13 protein-coding genes are annotated in these 18,223 nt (G+C 49.4%); 5 read left to right on the forward strand and 8 right to left on the reverse strand.

Annotated features, from left to right (window positions below):
- Positions 1 to 28 precede the first annotated feature (28 nt).
- A complete protein-coding gene (locus tag CWE21_RS05595; protein ID WP_126833459.1) occupies positions 29 to 277 on the reverse strand; it encodes a hypothetical protein in 249 nt (82 codons plus the stop codon).
- A gap of 112 nt (positions 278 to 389) precedes the next feature.
- Between CWE21_RS05595 and CWE21_RS05600 the strand changes: the two genes are divergently transcribed.
- On the forward strand, positions 390 to 920 hold the full coding sequence (locus CWE21_RS05600) for a SixA phosphatase family protein (RefSeq protein WP_126833460.1): 531 nt from the start codon (positions 390 to 392) through the stop codon (positions 918 to 920).
- Positions 921 to 929: 9 nt separating this feature from the next.
- On the opposite strand, the gene CWE21_RS05605 is transcribed toward CWE21_RS05600, so the two are convergent.
- Complete coding sequence (locus tag CWE21_RS05605) at positions 930 to 3,824, reverse strand: ligand-binding sensor domain-containing diguanylate cyclase (RefSeq protein WP_126833461.1); 2,895 nt, start codon at positions 3,822 to 3,824, stop codon at positions 930 to 932.
- A gap of 55 nt (positions 3,825 to 3,879) precedes the next feature.
- Between CWE21_RS05605 and CWE21_RS05610 the strand changes: the two genes are divergently transcribed.
- Positions 3,880 to 4,791 (forward strand): GGDEF domain-containing protein, encoded by a 912-nt coding sequence (locus tag CWE21_RS05610; protein WP_198675066.1) that lies wholly within the window; start codon positions 3,880 to 3,882, stop codon positions 4,789 to 4,791.
- Here CWE21_RS05610 and CWE21_RS05615 read toward each other — a convergent pair.
- From CWE21_RS05615 to CWE21_RS05630, 4 genes are all read right to left on the reverse strand, one after another.
- Positions 4,766 to 6,283 carry a putative bifunctional diguanylate cyclase/phosphodiesterase gene (locus tag CWE21_RS05615; protein WP_126833463.1) on the reverse strand — a complete coding sequence of 506 codons (1,518 nt, stop codon included), beginning with the start codon at positions 6,281 to 6,283 and terminating at the stop codon, positions 4,766 to 4,768. The two genes, CWE21_RS05610 and CWE21_RS05615, sit on opposite strands and share 26 nt — an antisense overlap.
- Positions 6,284 to 6,368: 85 nt before the next feature.
- A complete protein-coding gene (fghA, locus tag CWE21_RS05620; protein WP_126833464.1) occupies positions 6,369 to 7,211 on the reverse strand; it encodes an S-formylglutathione hydrolase in 843 nt (280 codons plus the stop codon).
- Between the two features lie 10 nt (positions 7,212 to 7,221).
- Positions 7,222 to 8,346, reverse strand: coding sequence for an S-(hydroxymethyl)glutathione dehydrogenase/class III alcohol dehydrogenase (locus tag CWE21_RS05625; protein ID WP_126833465.1), 1,125 nt, complete (start codon positions 8,344 to 8,346; stop codon positions 7,222 to 7,224).
- Between the two features lie 141 nt (positions 8,347 to 8,487).
- A complete protein-coding gene (locus CWE21_RS05630) occupies positions 8,488 to 11,271 on the reverse strand; it encodes a M16 family metallopeptidase (protein ID WP_126833466.1) in 2,784 nt (927 codons plus the stop codon).
- Positions 11,272 to 11,448: 177 nt separating this feature from the next.
- On the opposite strand from CWE21_RS05630, the gene udk reads away from it, so the two are divergent.
- Both udk and CWE21_RS05640 read left to right on the forward strand, forming a co-directional pair.
- Complete coding sequence (gene udk, locus CWE21_RS05635) at positions 11,449 to 12,081, forward strand: uridine kinase (protein ID WP_126833467.1); 633 nt, start codon at positions 11,449 to 11,451, stop codon at positions 12,079 to 12,081.
- A 26-nt stretch (positions 12,082 to 12,107) separates the two neighbouring features.
- Positions 12,108 to 13,352 (forward strand): NupC/NupG family nucleoside CNT transporter, encoded by a 1,245-nt coding sequence (locus tag CWE21_RS05640; RefSeq protein ID WP_126833468.1) that lies wholly within the window; start codon positions 12,108 to 12,110, stop codon positions 13,350 to 13,352.
- Positions 13,353 to 13,455: 103 nt separating this feature from the next.
- Here CWE21_RS05640 and tesB read toward each other — a convergent pair whose 3' ends face one another.
- Positions 13,456 to 14,319, reverse strand: coding sequence for an acyl-CoA thioesterase II (gene tesB, locus CWE21_RS05645; RefSeq protein ID WP_126833469.1), 864 nt, complete (start codon positions 14,317 to 14,319; stop codon positions 13,456 to 13,458).
- Positions 14,320 to 14,380: 61 nt separating this feature from the next.
- Complete coding sequence (locus tag CWE21_RS05650) at positions 14,381 to 15,274, reverse strand: sensor domain-containing diguanylate cyclase (RefSeq protein WP_126833470.1); 894 nt, start codon at positions 15,272 to 15,274, stop codon at positions 14,381 to 14,383.
- A gap of 232 nt (positions 15,275 to 15,506) precedes the next feature.
- Here CWE21_RS05650 and acnA point away from each other — a divergent pair, with 232 nt between their 5' ends.
- On the forward strand, positions 15,507 to 18,188 hold the full coding sequence (acnA, locus tag CWE21_RS05655) for an aconitate hydratase AcnA (protein WP_126833471.1): 2,682 nt from the start codon (positions 15,507 to 15,509) through the stop codon (positions 18,186 to 18,188).
- The last annotated feature ends 35 nt before the right edge of the window (positions 18,189 to 18,223 follow it).

The following is an 18,223-nucleotide window of genomic DNA, read 5'->3' on the forward strand; positions in this document are numbered from 1 at the left end:
GGAGCATCCTACGTGGTCAATAGGGTTATTAAGTATTCCCCATCATCATAGCACCACCGAGGCCCAATACGCCCATACCAAAACCGATAACCATAGCAATGACCATCCAAATGAGAATGGCACGGGCCCAGTTTTGTTTGGACGGTTTGGTTGAGTTCGAGAATGCCCACACGAGTAGGGCAATAATGTTAACTACTGGAATAGCCGTTAGAAAAAGAGTCAACATCCATTCGCCTAAGCGAACGGTACTTGAGTTATCAAAGCCGTGATGATCCATGAGGGGGTCCTTTTATGCGTTATAGTTATACGTTCATCAATGGATGATTGTGTTTCGCAACACCATCTAGCAACATAGGTGGCAGGACTTAGAGTGTCAATGAGAAAAATCAATGAAATCAATGAAACAACATGTTATTGCAGTATTACTGCTCGCTAGCGCAGTCAGCGGAGGTGCTTCGGTTATGGCAAATGAGTTTACAGTTTATGTGGTTCGACACGCAGAAAAGGCGGTGGCTGAATCTGATCCACCGCTTAGTGAAAAAGGCCAGCAACGTGCACATACACTCGCGCAGATGTTGCAAAAAGCTGAACTGAAAGCAATCTATAGTACGCCGTACCAACGCACCCAGATGACCGCACAACCGCTTGCTGAGTCAGTTGGTTTGACTGTGCAAAGTTACCGTCCTGGTGATGCCGAGGGAATACTCGAAGCGCTCATGGCGCGGGGCGAAAATACCCTCATCGTGGGGCACAGTAATACGGTTCCGGCGCTGGTTCGTGGCCTAGGTGGCCAGAGTGAAAACCTTACCGAGCAAGACTATGGGGACCTATTTCAGCTGACCTTCTATGATTGTGCTGGCGAAGGTGAAGAAAAGCGTTGCCAATTGCTGCAAACACGTTTGATGGTGCCCACCAACTAAGTGGATAAGTTACTCAGTGCGAGGTGCAATTTCAGTGCGGTTACGCCCTAGGCTTTTCGCTTTATAGAGAGCTTTGTCGGCGCGACGCAATAGACTCGCTGCGGTCTCGTTTGGCTGATGCAAGGCTGCACCAAAACTGCCGGTCACCGTTAGGTCGCTGACTAAATTATGCAAGTCTGCTTGTTCCAGCGCACAACGCATGCGCTCACAAATTGCTATAAGTTGTTGTGCGTCGGTTTTCGATAGCAGAATGGCGAACTCCTCGCCGCCCCAACGTGCCACCATATCGCTCTCGCGGGCTGTCGCGGTAATGATTTGCGCAACGCGTTTTAACACCTTGTCACCGGTGGTATGCAAATAGCGGTCATTCACTTCTTTAAAGTAATCGAGGTCAAGCAAAATTAAGCCAAGTTCATCGCCGGTCGTGCGTGCCACTTTTTCACGTAAAAACTCGTCAAAGGCACGGCGGTTTGCTAGCAGCGTGAGGCTATCTTGATTGGCCAATTGTTCTAAGGACTTGGTTTGTTCGCGCACCAAGTCTTGTAAGCGTTCCTTACTACGTTTGAGTCGATAAGAGCGCAAGCGAATGATAGCGATGACTAAGAAAACACTGATAAGCGCAAGAGCGAACCAAGTGACAGGGCGCTGCCATAGCGTGGGAAGCTTGTGAAACGCAAAGGTTGCAGAGTCACTCCATTGGCCATTCGGATACGCCGTTTGCACCTGAAAAATATAGGCCCCCGGGGGCAACTCGGTGTACGCAACACTTAATTGTCCTGCTCGTGCTACGACCCACGTGTCATCATAGCCAGACAACTGAACGCGGTAGTTTATCGATTCCGGATGGTGGAAACCGAGTCCAGCAAAGCTAAATTCGACGCGACCTGTCCCCGCATCAAGATAGATGTCAGGCTTAATAGCAACATTATCGGCATAAACACGTTCGATAACCGGCCGCGGTGGGTTGTTCGCCAGTGAATTCACATTGCTTGGGAGATAATGGCCGACGCCTTGTGAGGTTGCAAACCACAGCTCACCGGCGCTATCCACGAGCATCGGTGGCCCACCGGTATTAATTTGCGAACTGGCTAAGCCATGAAACGACTCATAGAAGCTAAAGTCGAGTGGGGTTGCGGGGTCCGCGTCATAGATCGCGCGTTCAAAGTCTTCGGCATTGATGAAGTACAAGCCACGCCCTGTAGCCAGCCATAAATTGCCTTGCTGATCACGAGTGACATCGAAGAACTTAACGAAGGGTAAGCCATTATCCTCGTCAAATACCTGCCATTGCTCGGTCTGTTTGTTAAACAGGATAAGCCCGCGATCGCTCGCAACGTATAGGTGCTGGTCTGACTCGTGAAAGCCGAACATAAACTCTGCGTCGGTAGTGTCACTGAGATCAATACGTTGCACACCGTTCTCGGTAAGGACAGAAAGTCCGCGCATACTGCCGATCCAAATATCCCCCGTGAGACTTTGCTGAATGGCATAAATGATCTCATCGGGCAGCCCTTGCGCGGTGCCAATGTAGTCAGGTGGGGAGAGTTCGCCATTGCCAAGTCGTTGCGAACGGAGCACACCGCGTGATGTTGCGGCATACAAATAACCGTCATCGGCGAGTAAAACACTGCGAATATCATTGCCGGGAAAGCCATTGTTTTCGTTGTAATGGGCAATTTGTTCGCCGTCGCGCAGCACGTAGAGGCCATTGGTGAAGGTGCCAATATACAGCAGCCCATCACTGCTTTGAGCGATGGTGAGAATGCTCTCGTTGGCAACTGAACTGGATGTCTCAAAGGGCAAGATAGCTTCATTTACAATGCGCTTGATACCACCTAAGCCACCGACCAAAACCGTATTATCGTGCAATTGGTAAAGTGCGCGCACGTAATCATAACCAAGCCCATCCTCTTTGCGATGGCTGTGGAACGGTGCTTCACGGAACTGTGTTAAACCGCGATGGGTGCCCACCCATAAGGTATTTTCACGATCGACAAAGATCGACAAAATATGATTATTAGGTAAGCCATTGGCAACCGAGGTCATGATCGGTTGCTGGCTATCCAGTCGGGTCAAACCGTGCTCGTGGGTTCCGACCCAAATGTCGCCATTCGGCGCTTGATAAAGTTCAGTAACTGTACTTGGATACGTCACCGGCCATAATTGATAGCTCAAGTCGTCAATATCGAGCTGATAGACGCGAGTATCGATGCTCAGCCATAGCGTCTTTGCTGTTGCGTCATTGATGATGCCGAAATTGTAACCCGATGGCAGACCTTCTACGGTATGAAATGTTTGTTGCTCGCTATCAAAGTAAGCCGGTCCGCGGTCCGTTGCGGCCCAGATGCGGCCATTGGCGTCCTTTGCTAAGGACAAAATGGAATTACTTGGTAGGCCCTCGGTGACTGTGAACTGGGTACGCTCACCGGCGCACTCGCGCACCACACCAGTGGTTACGGTAGCGTACCAAGTGCAACGGGGGGTTGCGAATAGGGCGAAATCAACGCGATCAAAAACACGTGGCTGTGCTTGCCACTCACCGCCCGCTGGCGCTGGTTGGAAATGGCTTACACCGCCTCGTGCGCCGGTCGCTACCACGGTATTGTTATACGGATTCTCGGCAACAAACAATGCGCCGGGGTCGGGCAGTTGGGTTTCATCATTAAAAACCTCAAACTTACGGCCATTGAAGCGCACCGGCCCTTGCCAGGTAGCAATCCATAAATAGCCTTGCTGGTCTTGGCTAATATGATTAATCGAATTATGTGGCAGGCCATGACGCGTATCCCAGACGCGCATCGCGCGGTCGCTTAAAGGACGCAGCTCTTGCGCGACGCTGACAGCGCTGACCAGTAACAAAACTGGTAAAAAAAACACTGTTAACAGGCGTCGTGGTATGGGCATTGATGAGAAGTTCCGTTAAGCTTAGGTTATTAATTCCATGGTATCCGAGAGGGGCATGAAAGACGAGCGCGACCTCAGCGAACTTATCGAAATCATTCCTGACGCAGCTCTTGTTGTCAATAAAGACGGCAAGATAGTGCTGGTGAATCGATTGGCAACGACGTTATTCGGCTATGAACATGCGGACTTACACGGTGCAAGTCTGGATATATTGCTTCCCGAAAATATTCGCAGTCATCATCAAAACCACGTTGCCCACTTCTTCGATACCGAGCAAAATCGACCGATGGGGCGTGGCTTTCGCTTTCTCGGCGTACGCAAAAATGGTGACTCGTTTCACGTCGATATTATGCTGAGTCACGTTCGGGTGAAGCATGAGCCTTATGCGATCGCGTTCATCCGCGATGCAACCCAGTTCAAGCAAACCGAAGAAAAGATTCGACGCGAACTTGAGAGCGAGCGTAAGCAAGCGCTAACGGATTATTTGACGGGCTTGGCAAACCGCCGTGCGTTTTATCAGGAGCTTGACGACGATATTGCCGAATTGCGCGCAGGCTTACATACGTTCACGGTAGCGCTCATCGATCTAGATGATTTCAAGCTGATCAACGACACCTACGGCCACGATGAGGGTGACCGTGCTCTACAAACCATAGCCAATGCCATCAAAGATGCCTGTCGTGGGAGTGACTTCGTCGCACGCATCGGTGGTGATGAGTTTGCCACGATTCACCCCAGCGCGAGCCTAAGTGATGCCGAGACGATTTTGCAACGTGTGCGCGAGCGAGTTTTACTGGTGACCGAACAACATGGTTGGCAAGTCTCCTTGTCGATAGGTATTTGCCATTGTGGTACTTATTCCGACAATTGTACCGTCGATCAGATCTTACGCGTGGCGGATCAGGCCATGTACATCGGCAAGCGAAGAGGCAAAAACCGTATTAACTCTGGGCTTTTGCCGAATTAAGGTTTTTTACAAAGGACTGTAAGGCATTAAGGCTCATGGGTTTCGCATATAAATAACCTTGCACTTCTTCACAGCCGGCTTTTTCTAGGTAACGGGCTTGCTGTTGGCTTTCCACGCCTTCGGCAACAACGCGCAAATGTAAGGCTTGAGCCATTGCTAGAATTGTTTTTACCAAACGTGCGTCCTGTGCGTTCTTGACGATATCCCGCACAAAGCTTTGATCTATTTTTAACTCTTGAATCGGCAGCAGACGCAGCGTACTTAGTGACGAATAGCCTGTACCAAAGTCATCGAGCGATACTTGCACGCCTCTTTGTGAGAGCACGCTCAAGACATTTTTGACGCCTTCAAGGTTGAGTAGCGCGGAGGTTTCGGTAAGCTCTAACTCGACCACGGACCAGTGGCCCGGTAGTTCAGCTAAATTGTGCAGAAACCGTTCGGAGCCTTGGGAATTGTTAAAGTCGGCGGCAGAAACGTTAAACGATACCCGCGGAATAGACTGATAAAGCAGGTCGGCTTCGATAAGTTCGTGAATCGCAGTTTGCATGACAAAGTCGGTGATGTCGCAGATCAAGCCGTGTTGTTCCGCCAATGGAATAAAAACATCAGGGGGGATCATCCCTTCTTCTGGATGATGCCAGCGTGCGAGCACCTCGACGCCACTGATCTGCTGATCATGCAGACGAAATTGGGGCTGATAGGCAACGCTTAGCTTTTTATTGGCAATCGCCGCCTTTAAGTCGAACAGCATTTTGGTGCGTTTCGAGGCGTTTTCGCCATACTCACTTTTGTACACGCGTAGACGATTACTACCAAGTGACTTCGCTTCATCCTGTGCCATCAAGGCCGCTTCTATTAAATCCTCACTACTTTTCGCATCATGCGGAAAACGCGCAATACCAAAACAAGCTGTGAGCGCGGAGTCAGGTAACTCTGGAATTGCAATCGTCCGTATCAACTGCTGTAAATGCTGAGCTTGCGGTAAGACTTGATCCGGCCAACGTGCAGATGGAATGGCAATCGCAAACTCGTCTCCAGCGAAGCGGCTGATTAAAACTCGCTGTTGGAAATGGTCGCGTAATAAGCTCGCAACACTTTGTAGAAAGCGGTCACCGACTTGACTCCCAGCATTACTGTTGAGTTGCTTAAAGCCATCAAGATTGAGCACGATCAAGGTGAGTTGTTGCTCATGTTCGGCACAAAAAGCCAACTCGCTTTTGAGCTCGCGGTTGAACATATGGCGATTCAGGAGACGGGTGAGTGGGTCTCGCTCAGACAAGCTGCGCTCACGGACGAGGGCGTATTTAGCTAAGAAAAACAGGATAAACGCCGTGACCACCACATAAGCCCAGCCTTTAAAGGTCTGTAGTTCAGTTAATAAATTTGAGTCAGCCGCAATCGCCAGCAGAAACTGGTCGGAATAACGTATCCAAACTAAACCGAGAACCAAATAGACCGCAGCAATTAACCCTGCCGCTCGATTGGGTGACATAAAGCGCGTACTCCTTAGCTAAAGCGCACAATTTTATCATTCGCGCATATTTAACCTTAGCAAGGAGTACAAAATTTACCAGTTTTTAACGAGTTAAATAGGAATGGTGAAAACGTAAATGGTCCTCAATAAAGCTCGCTATAAAGTAGTAACTATGGTCATAGCCGTCTTGTAAGCGTAATTGTGCCAGTACGTCCTGTTTTGCAACGGTTTCCTCAAGTACTGAGAAATTAAGCTGCTCCGCGAGAAAATTATCAGCACCACCTTGGTCGACCAAGAGTGGAGGGCAGTCATGACCGTCCCGAAGCAGTGCCACTGCATCGTACTGTTGCCAGGTCGCACGATCTTCGCCAAGGTAGCCGGAGAAGGCCTTGAGGCCCCATGGGCAAGCGCTTGGGTGGGCGATGGGGGCAAAGGCAGAGACGCTAGCGAAGCGTTCTTTTTCGCGCAACGCCATAATTAAGGCACCATGTCCGCCCATGGAGTGACCACTGATACTTAACTTACCGTTGAGCGGCAGTTCGCTATGCACGACATCAAGGAGCTCCTTGGTGATGTAATCGTACATTTGGTAGTGCTTAGCCCATGGTTGCTCGGTAGCATTTACATAAAAGCCGGCCCCCTTACCAAAATCATAAGCATCATCGTCCGCGACGTCATCGCCGCGCGGACTGGTGTCAGGGATGATTAAGGCAAGACCTAACTCCGCCGCTATCCGTTGAGCGCCAGCCTTACTACTGAAGTTTTCGTCGGTACAGGTAAGTCCTGACAACCATAGCACGGCCGGAACGTGATCTCCGTCAAGCGCTTGTGGCGGCAGGAACACACTAAACTGCATGATGCAGTTTAGTGTGCTGGCTTGATGTTCATAGCGACGTTGTTCGCCATCGAAACAACGCACGCTACTGACTTGTTTTAATGTCGTCATAAGCGCCTCGTTATTTGTCGAAGTGAATGACCGAGCGAATGGATTTACCTTCGTGCATCAAATCAAACGCTTTGTTGATGTCTTCGAGTCCCATGGTATGGGTGATAAAGGTACTGAGCTCAAACTCACCGTTGAGGTAACGTTGTACGTAGTCAGGCAACTGAGTGCGACCTTTAACGCCACCAAAAGCACTGCCACGCCATACGCGCCCAGTAACCAACTGGAACGGTCGCGTCGAGATTTCTTCGCCCGCGCCGGCAACACCGATGATCACCGACTCGCCCCAGCCTTTGTGACAGCACTCAAGCGCCGAGCGCATGACTTTGACATTGCCAATACACTCGAAAGAGAAATCAACACCGCCGTCAGTCATGTCGACAATGACTTCTTGGATAGGTTTGTCGTAATCCTTCGGATTGACACAGTCCGTCGCACCCAGTTTGCGCGCAATATCAAATTTACTCTCGTTGATATCAATGGCGATAATGCGGCTGGCTTTGGCCATTACGGCACCGATAATAACGGAAAGCCCGATACCACCTAAGCCAAATACGGCCACAGTGTCGCCTTCTTGTACTTTTGCGGTATTTTTGACCGCACCCATACCGGTGGTGACGCCACAACCTAACAGGCAAACTTCTTCGAGCGGAGCATCTTTACTGATTTTCGCTAAGGCAATTTCTGGTACGACGGTATGCTCGGCAAAAGTTGAAGTTCCCATGTAGTGATAGATTGGCTTGCCATCTTTAGAAAAACGGGTCGTACCATCAGGCATTAAGCCTTGGCCTTGGGTACTTCGAATCGCTTGGCATAGGTTTGTTTTGCCTGATTTGCAGAATTTACACTCACCGCATTCGGGGGTGTAGAGAGGGATCACATGATCTCCTACTTCGACAGAAGTGACGCCTTCGCCGACCGCTTCGACAATACCGCCGCCTTCGTGGCCTAAAATAGCTGGAAAGATGCCCTCAGGATCGGCTCCTGACAAAGTGTAAGCATCGGTATGACAGACTCCCGTAGCAACGATGCGAACAAGCACCTCACCCTTCTGTGGTGGCATTAAATCAACTTCTTCAATTGACAATGGTTCGCCTGCGGCCCAAGCGACTGCTGCGCGAGTTTTAATCATTTCCATGGTTACTTCCTTCTTTCGAGATACGAATGTGTCATATGGTACATGCTACGCAACGAAAGGCCAAAGCGACCATAGTCGTAAAACAAAAAAAGCCGCTCACATGGAGCGGCTTGGTAGGTTCCCAAAAGGGGAAGGGAGAGCTTAAATTTCGTTACCGTTGCTATCAAGCTTGGTTACGGTACCCAAATCTAGCGCACGTACGTCGTCTTCGATTTGGCTCAAGTCACCAATGATGACCCAAGTAAGCGCGTCTGGACGCAAGACATCGTCGGCAGTTTGCTGCACGTTATCGAGTTCCAAGGTGCGCACGCGAGAGCCGTAGCTTTCCAGCCATTCCATGCCTTTGCCTTTCTCTAAGGTATCGACAATTGAGCTTAACAGTGACGACTTAGTTTCATAGGCGCCAGGCAACTTCGCAGTTTTGTTAGCAATGACTTTCTCTAACTCATCCGCTGTTGCTGGGTTATCACCCATATAACCATTGAATTCTTTCAAGATCTCTTGAATCGACTCTTTGGTCTTATCGGTTTGTACCGGTGCTGAAGCAAGGATCATTCCGGCTTCGTCTGCGGCAAACCAGCTTGAACGCGCACCGTACGACCAACCTTTGTCCTCGCGTAGGTTCATGTTCAAACGACTGGTGAAGCTACCACCGAGAATAGTGTTCATGACATCAATGGCGATCTCATTATCAACACCGTCTTGCGGCGCTAGGTGGCCGGCAATAATAGTTGATTGCGGAGTACCTGGTTGGTCAATCAAGAACACCCGCGCTTCTTGTTGCGGTTGCACGTCAGTGAATTGCTTCGCTGGCGCAGCGACCGCAGGCGCTTGCCATTGACCCAAATATTCTTCGAGTAACGGCTTGATTTCAGCTTCCGTGGTGGCACCGACAATGACTAAACGCGAGATATCAGGGCGCAACCAAGTGTCAGCATGGGCGACCAAGTCTTCACGGGTCAGCGACTGAATCGATGCTTCCGTACCTGAACCAGTCAATGGCACGCTGTACGCGTGGTCGTCACCAAATACGAGCTTCGGTAACACGCGATACGCCATTGCGGTTGGCTGTGCTTTTTCCTTTTTGATGTTCTCTAGCCACAAACCACGCTTGCGCTCAATCTCTTCTTCTGAGAAAGCTGGGTTCATCAAAACGTCAGCCATGATTTCTAGGCTTGGTTCAAGATTAGTCACCAAACTATCCATGCTCACCGTTGAGTTATCAAGGCTCGCGCTGGCATATAAGTTGGTACCTAAAGACTCGAGCTCTTTGCTTAACTCTAAGCTGTCACGTGAGGTAGTGCCTTCACGCAGCATGCTCATGGTGTAGCTGGCAGTGCCGACTTTGTTACCGAAATCAGCAGCATAACCACTGTCGATAACCAGACGCATCTGCACCGTTGGTACGTCATGACGCTCCGCTAAAGCGACTTCGAGACCGTTCGACAAGGTAAAGGTGGTGAGTTCTGGCAGGTCTAACTGCGGCAATTCACCCACTTCAGGTAGCTGTGAGCGATCTGCTTGCGGCTCCGCTGTAGTGTATTGCGGCTGTGGAACAACGTTTAAGACAAAGGCACCATCGCTTAACCAACGTTCTGCTGCAGCTTGTACGTCTGCAGGTTGCGCGTTTTCGATGATATCCCACGATTTTTTATAAAAACCTGGGTCGTCATGGTAAACGGTACCAGCGGCGAGAATGTCTGATTTACCACCGAAACCACCAATGCGTTCAGCGCCGCGAACGAAGCCTGCGGCATTACTAAATTTAGTACGCGCGAGTTCTTCTGCGGTAGGACCTTCGGCGATGATTTTCGCTAATTCTTCATCAATGACCGCTTCGATCTGATCCATATCAACGCCTGGTTTGGCATCGGCAATGATAAAGAATTGACCGGCTAATTGACGCTCGTATTGGAAGCCTGAAACCATGCTCGCAATTTGCTCGTCATAAACTAAACGTTGATACAAGCGTGAGTTTTTGCCGCTGGCTAAAATGTCGACTAACATGCTCAGATATTCTGAGTCGGCAGTACCCATTTCTGCGGTATTCCAAAGCTTGTAGAGGCGAGCTGCAGGAACGTTATCTTCCATGGTTGCGCGTTTTTCGCCTTCACGTTTTGCAACCCAGCTCTTCATTTTCTTCAGCGGCTTGCCGGCGTCGATGTGGCCAAAGTATTTGTTCATTTTGTCTTTGGCAGTCTCAACATCGATGTCACCTGCCAAAACAACCACAGCGTTGGCGGTGCCATAGTAGTCGTTAAACCACTGATGCACGTCTTCCAGTGACGCTGCGTTCAAGTCTTCCATTGAACCAATGACCGACCAAGAATAAGGGTGGCCTTCTGGGAAGGTTTGTTCAGCTAAATAGCCAAAGACGCGACCATAAGGCTGAGCTTCGCCTTGGCGTTTCTCGTTTTGCACCACACCACGCTGCTCATCAAGTTTCTCTTGCGTAACAGCACCGAGTAAGTGACCCATACGGTCCGATTCCATCCACAATGCCATATCGAGCGCTGGGGTAGGGACGTTTTGGAAGTAGTTGGTACGATCACTGTTGGTGGTACCATTCATGTCGGTCGCACCAGCACGTTCGAACGGACCGAAGTACTCGTCATCGTAGTTTTCAGTACCGTTGAACATCAGGTGTTCAAATAAGTGTGCAAAACCTGATTTACCCTCAGGTTCATCCTTTGAACCAACGCCATACCAAACGTTGACGGCAACGATTGGCGCTTTGCGGTCTTCGTGGACAACAACGCGTAAACCGTTATCTAGGGTAAAGCTTTCATAACTAATATTAACTTCAGGCAGGTTCTGTTGAACCACGACCGGATCATTGGCGGCAGACTGTTGTGCTGTAGCTTGGCAACCGCCTAGCAGCACAGAGGCGACAGCCATTGCTGTTAATGTTTTCGATAATCGCATGGTTTTCTTCCGTTTTGTTTTAATTAGCTTTGCCATCATAAAGTAGGGCTAGTTGAGTTGAAATCTTGTTAGCATTAAAAAATGTAACAAGATCAGACAAACTTCGACAACGCTTCCAATTAGCCAATGGATCAAGGATAATTGCGCGTTGTTGTCGGGCAAACGAAGATATTAAGTGTGGGTAAAACAACAATCATAGCTATTGCGGGGGCTTCCGCGTCAGGGAAAAGTTTATTCGCCTCGACGGTTTACCAAGAGCTGGTAGCCGAATTGGGCGGGCAGGGTATTGCGATTCTTAACGAAGACGCATACTACCGCGACCAAAGCCATTTGACGTTCGAGCAACGGCAATTAACGAACTATGACCATCCCTCGGCATTTGAGCACGAGCTACTCGGTCAACACCTCGAGCAATTAAGCGCTGGCAATGCCATTGCGATGCCACAGTACAATTACAAAACCCACACACGCACTGACGAAACAATCAAAGTGCAGCCTGGCAAAGTTATCATGGTTGAAGGGATTTTGTTGCTCCATGACCCACATTTGCGTAAGTTATTCGACATCTCGGTATTTATGGACACGCCGCTTGATGTTTGTTTGCTGCGCCGCATGATTCGAGATGTGGAGGAACGAGGTCGTACGATCCAGTCGGTCGCCGAGCAGTACGAGGAGACCGTGCGTCCTGCGTTCTTCGAGTTTATTTTGCCATCCAAACAGTTTGCTGACTTGGTGGTTACTCGCGGCGGTCAAAATGAGATTGCCATCGACCTAATAAAATCAAAAATCCGTCAATTATTGGCGGAATAAGAAACAACTAAAAAACGGTCTTTTATATGAATAGTTTTCTCGGCATCGCCATTCTTTTTGCAATTGCCATTTTGTTTTCAAATAATCGCAAAAGCATCCGCTGGCGCACTGTTGGTGGTGCTTTCGCCATTCAAGTTTTGCTCGCAGCTTTCGTACTTTACGTGCCTTTCGGGCAAGACGTTCTTTATGCTGTAGCCTCTGGCGTCTCGAAAATAATCTCGTTCACCAGCGCCGGTATCGACTTTATGTTCGGTGGTTTGGCATCGGCTGATTTTGGTTTTGTCTTTGCCATTCAAGTATTGAGCGTCATTGTCTTTTTCTCGTCGCTTATCTCAGTACTTTATTACTTAGGTATCATGAAGTGGATCATTCGGATTCTAGGCGGTGGCTTGCAGAAAATTATTGGTAGCAGTCGTCCTGAATCAATGTCTGCTGCGGCAAATATTTTTGTCGGACAAACTGAAGCGCCAATGATGGTGCGGCCATTTATTAGAAGCATGACTCGCTCAGAGCTATTTGCCGTTATGGTCGGTGGTATGTGTTCAGTGTCGGGTTCGGTGCTGGCAGGTTACGCGGGCGTCGGTGTCGAATTGAAATATCTGATTGCGGCGAGCTTTATGGCCGCGCCTGCAGGCTTAATGATGGCCAAAATCATCATGCCAGAACTCGATAAGCCGCGCGAAGACATCGAAAACATTATCGAAAAAAACAGCACGCAGAAAGCCGGTGATATCGAAGTGGAAGACCGTTCGGTGAATGTCATTGATGCTGCAGCTGCCGGAGCCTCCAGCGGTGTGCAACTGGCCATCAACGTTGGTGCAATGCTTATCGCCTTCGTTGCTTTAATTGCCCTGATTAATGGCATCTTCGGCTGGGTCGGCGGTTGGTTTGGCCATCCAGACCTATCGCTGCAAGAACTGTTCGGCTATGTGTTCCAACCGATTGCTTATGTGCTGGGTGTGAGCTGGGATGAAGCACAGTTGGCAGGTAGCTTTATCGGCCAGAAGCTGGTGATTAATGAATTTGTTGCCTACCTTGATTTCGTTAATTATCGCGAACAGTTGAGCGAGCACAGCGAAGTGATCATCACTTTCGTATTGTGTGGTTTCGCGAACTTTTCTTCGATTGCGATCTTGCTTGGTGGCTTAGGTGGCATGGCGCCAAGTCGTCGGCATGATATTGCGCGTCTCGGCTTGCGTGCGTTGTTGGCGGCAACATTAGCCAACATGATGAGCGCAGCCATCGCTGGCTTCTTTTTCACTATCTCGTAACGGGCATCGCCCGTTACGTTCCTCGATGTTTGCTGTTCGCACGCTCACTGCGTTCGCTTTTTGTTTAAACCAACAACAAACAGCGAATAGCAAACATCGCCTTTTATTTCTCGTGTTTGCGCATTACGCCTTCTTGCGCGGTGGAGGCTACTAAAACACCGTCTCGCGTGAAAAACTGACCCCGCACTAATCCTCGTGCTCCGCACGCTACCGGACTATCAATCGCATACAAAATCCAGTCATCCATGCGAAAATCCTTATGGAACCACATCGAATGATCGATGGTAGCCATCTGCATGTTTGGCTGTGCAAAGCTTGCCCCATGGGGCTGTAACGCCGTCGGCAAGAAGTTAAAGTCTGAAGCGTAAGCTAACAAATACTTGTGGATGCGTGGGTCGTTAGGCATCTCACCATTGGCCTTAATCCACACATAGCGCTTAGGTTCATCTACTTTCGGTTTGAACGGATTATTCGCCGTCACAAAGCGCATCTCAATCGGCTTTTCTGAGATAAACTTATTACGAATGCGTTCTGGAATTAAATCCGCGTGCTCGCGGTAAATATCAATATCAGAGACTAAGCCTTCTGGGCCCGGAACGTCTGGCATGGTGTCTTGATGTTCAAACCCTGGCTCATCGATTTGAAAGGATGCGGTCATATAGAAAATCGGTTTACCATATTGCACAGCCTTCACACGCCGAGTGGAGAAACTTTTGCCATCGCGGACGTTTTCTACGTCATAAACAATCGGCTTTTGCGCATCACCTGGGCGCAGGAAATAGGAGTGTAGCGAATGAACTTTGCGGTCTTCGGGAAGGGTTTCCTTTGCGGCTGAGAGCGCTTGACCAATCACCTGACCACCGAATACAGCGCCAAAACCTAAATCTTGGCTCTGGCCACGATAAATACCTTGCTCAATGGTCTCTAAACGTAATAAGTCCAACAAATCATGTAATACCTGGCTCATGGTCCTTCCTTTTCCGTGTTTTAGTGCCCTCATTATAAGCTGCTTCGTCGCAGCGACACAATTAAAGCAAGCGGATCAAAGAACTAGGTTTATCGTTTTGCTTGGCGCGGTACATGAGGGTATCAGCATGCTGCAGCAGGTTCTCGAGTTGAGGATGCGGCGCACGTGAAATGACACAGCCGATACTGGCCGTAATAACAAAGGACAACTCGCCAACTTGAATCGGATTAGCGAGCGATTCTTGGAGTTTCTCAACGATAGCCTCGGCACTCACTTCACTGCCGACATTGGCAAAAAGTGCGACAAATTCATCGCCGCCGATGCGGGCAATCGTGTCGTCGCTGCGTGTCTGACGTTGCAGGCGCAGGGCCGCCGCACGCAGGATGTCATCACCCATTGCGTGACCATATTGGTCATTCACCTCTTTAAAGTTATTTAAATCGATGTAAGCAATCGCCACGGGGGCGTCGTCTTGTAATAGCAGTTCAGCGTGCCGGTAAAAATGACCACGATTGGGCAAACCCGTGAGTAAGTCGTGATGCGCCCGATGCTGTAACTGTTCAACTAAGCGCTCTCGCTCTTGTTCAATTGCGCGTTGGGCACTGACATCGCGGGCAACGGCAATGCGAATATTATCGTCCGCTGAAAATCGGGCGGACCAAACAATATAAGCGATAGACCCATCTTTACGTAGATAGCGGTTCTCGAAATCGGTTTTCGCATCGCCTTCCATGATTTCAGCGACGATAGTGCGGGTTTTTGCTTGATCGTCTGGGTGAACAAATTCGAAAATGCTGTGGCCGACCATTTCCTGTGGTTTGTAGCCAAAAATACGCTCGCCACCAGCGCTGATGTAAATAAACTCACTTTCGGCGTTCACCACACAAATGGCGTCCATCAGCAGGTCCATGTAGTGACCCAGAGCTTCGAACATGGAGAGTTGTGGGTGAGGCACGCGGCAACCTTGTTTTAGCGTATGTACTATAAGTTATAGCACTATCTCGCAGACCTATGCAAAGCCTTGGTTAAAAGCTGAGCAAGCAACGATTTGAGAACAGGATCAGCAGCTTACTGAGTTGATCTTTGTTGCTGAAGATCCCATAGTGAACATAGCTATCATTTATGGCTTAGCTGGCAATTTATGGCTAAGCTTAAGGAATCTATCGTTCGTGGAGAAGGAGAGAGCTATGTCGAGCCACGACAGCCTGAAGACCTTAAGTACGTTAGAAGTGAATGGTAAAACATTTCACTATCATAGTTTGCCGAAAGCCGCCGAAAAGTTAGCGGCAATTGGCGATGTCGACAAACTACCGACATCGATGAAAGTTTTGCTGGAAAACATGTTGCGCAACGAAGACGGTGATACCGTCAAAGAGAGCGATATTGAAGCCATTGCACATTGGTTAAGCGAGCGCAAATCCGATAAAGAAATCCAGTACCGTCCGGCGCGTGTGTTGATGCAAGATTTTACCGGCGTTCCTGCGATTGTTGACTTAGCAGCCATGCGTGATGCAGTAGGCAAAGCGGGTCAAGACCCTGAACAGATTAACCCGTTATCGGCGGTTGATTTGGTCATTGACCACTCGGTCATGGTCGATAAGTTTGCCTCGCCTGAAGCATTTAAAGAAAACGTACGCATTGAAATGGAACGTAACTTTGAGCGTTATCAGTTCTTGCGTTGGGGTCAAAGTGCCTTCAAAAACTTCCGTGTGGTACCACCGGGTACCGGTATTTGCCATCAGGTGAATCTTGAATATTTAGCAAAAGTAGCCTGGACCAAAGAGCAAGATGGCAAGACCTATGTGATGCCGGATACCCTCGTCGGTACCGACTCGCATACCACCATGATTAATGGTCTCGGTGTATTGGGCTGGGGTGTCGGTGGTATCGAAGCCGAAGCGGCGATGCTCGGTCAACCGATTTCAATGCTCATTCCTGAAGTTGTAGGCTTCCGTATGACTGGCAAGCTTCCTGAAGGTGTTACCGCCACTGACCTCGTGCTGACGGTTACGCAAATGCTGCGCAAACAGGGCGTGGTAGGCAAGTTTGTTGAATTCTATGGCCCAGGCCTCGATAACTTGCCGTTAGCTGACCGCGCAACCATTGCCAATATGGCACCAGAGTACGGCGCGACCTGTGGTTTCTTCCCTGTAGACCAAGAAACTCTGCGTTACCTCGAGCTTTCAGGGCGTGATAAAGACACTATTGACTTGGTCGAAGCCTACAGCAAAGCGCAGGGTATGTGGCGTGAAACCGAGAAAGAGCCGGTGTTTACCGATTCACTGGAACTTGACTTAAGTACTGTGGAAGCCTCACTTGCAGGACCGAAGCGTCCGCAAGACCGGGTAGCGATGCCACAGTTAGGTTCGAACTTCGATCTCATTCTCGAGCAAGATGGCAAAGCCAACGAGAAAGACAAAAAAGTACAGGTGCCAGGTAAAGACTACGAGCTTGCACACGGTGATGTCGTGATTGCTGCGATTACCTCGTGTACCAATACCTCAAACCCAAGTGTACTCATGGCCGCTGGTTTAGTTGCCAAAAAAGCGGTCGAGAAGGGCTTGAATCGCAAGCCATGGGTGAAGTCATCATTGGCGCCCGGCTCGAAAGTTGTGACGGACTACTTGGCTAAGGCAGGCTTTACCCCATTCCTTGATAAGCTTGGCTTTAACTTAGTGGGCTATGGCTGCACAACATGTATCGGTAACTCAGGGCCATTGCCTGATGAAATCAGCGCTGCCATCAAAGAAGGTGACTTGACGGTATCGTCAGTATTGTCGGGTAACCGTAACTTTGAAGGTCGTGTTCACCCAGAAGTACAAGCCAACTGGCTGGCGTCACCGCCGCTTGTTGTCGCCTATGCCTTAGCGGGTACGACGCGTATTGATTTGAGCAAAGAGCCGCTGGGTGAAGACCAAGATGGTAACCCTGTTTACCTGAAAGATATCTGGCCAAGCAGCAAAGAAATTGCCGACGCAGTGAGCTATGTTGACGGGCAAATGTTCCGTAACGAATACGCTGAAGTCTTTGATGGCGATGAAGAATGGCAAAACATTCCAATTGGTGAAGGTAAAACCTACAACTGGAGCGACGATTCAACCTATGTGAAGAATCCTCCATACTTTACCGAAATAGATAAGCCACTGGCACCGATGAGTGATATCAAGGACGCGCGGGTACTGGCGGTGTTTGCTGATTCAATCACTACCGACCATATTTCGCCGGCTGGCTCAATTAAGCCAGACGCGCCTGCGGGTAAATATTTGCAGGCCAACGGTGTCGAAGTGAAAGACTTCAACTCGTATGGTTCACGTCGTGGTAACCATGAAGTCATGATGCGCGGTACTTTTGCCAACATTCGCATTAAGAACCAAATGCTGGATGATGTCGAAGGTGGTTACACCGTGCATGTACCTTCGGGCGAGCAAATGCCGATTTATGATGCCGCGATGAAATACCAGAAAGACAACACGCCGTTGGTGGTATTGGCAGGTAAAGAATACGGTACCGGTTCAAGCCGTGACTGGGCTGCCAAAGGTACTATCTTGCTAGGTGTGAAAGCCGTGATTGCTGAGAGTTTCGAGCGTATTCACCGTTCAAACTTAGTTGGCATGGGCGTGCTACCGCTGCAGTTTGCTGATGATCAAGGCGTGAAAGCGCATGGTCTAACTGGACACGAGCAGATCTCAATTGAAGGTATCAATGAAGATCTCAAGCCAGGGCAAATGCTCAAGGTAACCGCCAAGAAAGACGACGGTTCAGAAGTCACCTTTGAGGTGAAATGTCGCATCGATACCAACAACGAACTGCAGTACTACAAGAACGGTGGTATTTTGCATTACGTGTTACGTCAGATGTTGGCAGCCTAAGCAGCTAACTTTTAGCGAAAATGAAAACGCCAGGC

Source organism: Pseudidiomarina aquimaris, assembly GCF_003987395.1.
In the GTDB taxonomy this organism is placed as follows: Bacteria; Pseudomonadota; Gammaproteobacteria; order Enterobacterales; family Alteromonadaceae; genus Pseudidiomarina; species Pseudidiomarina aquimaris.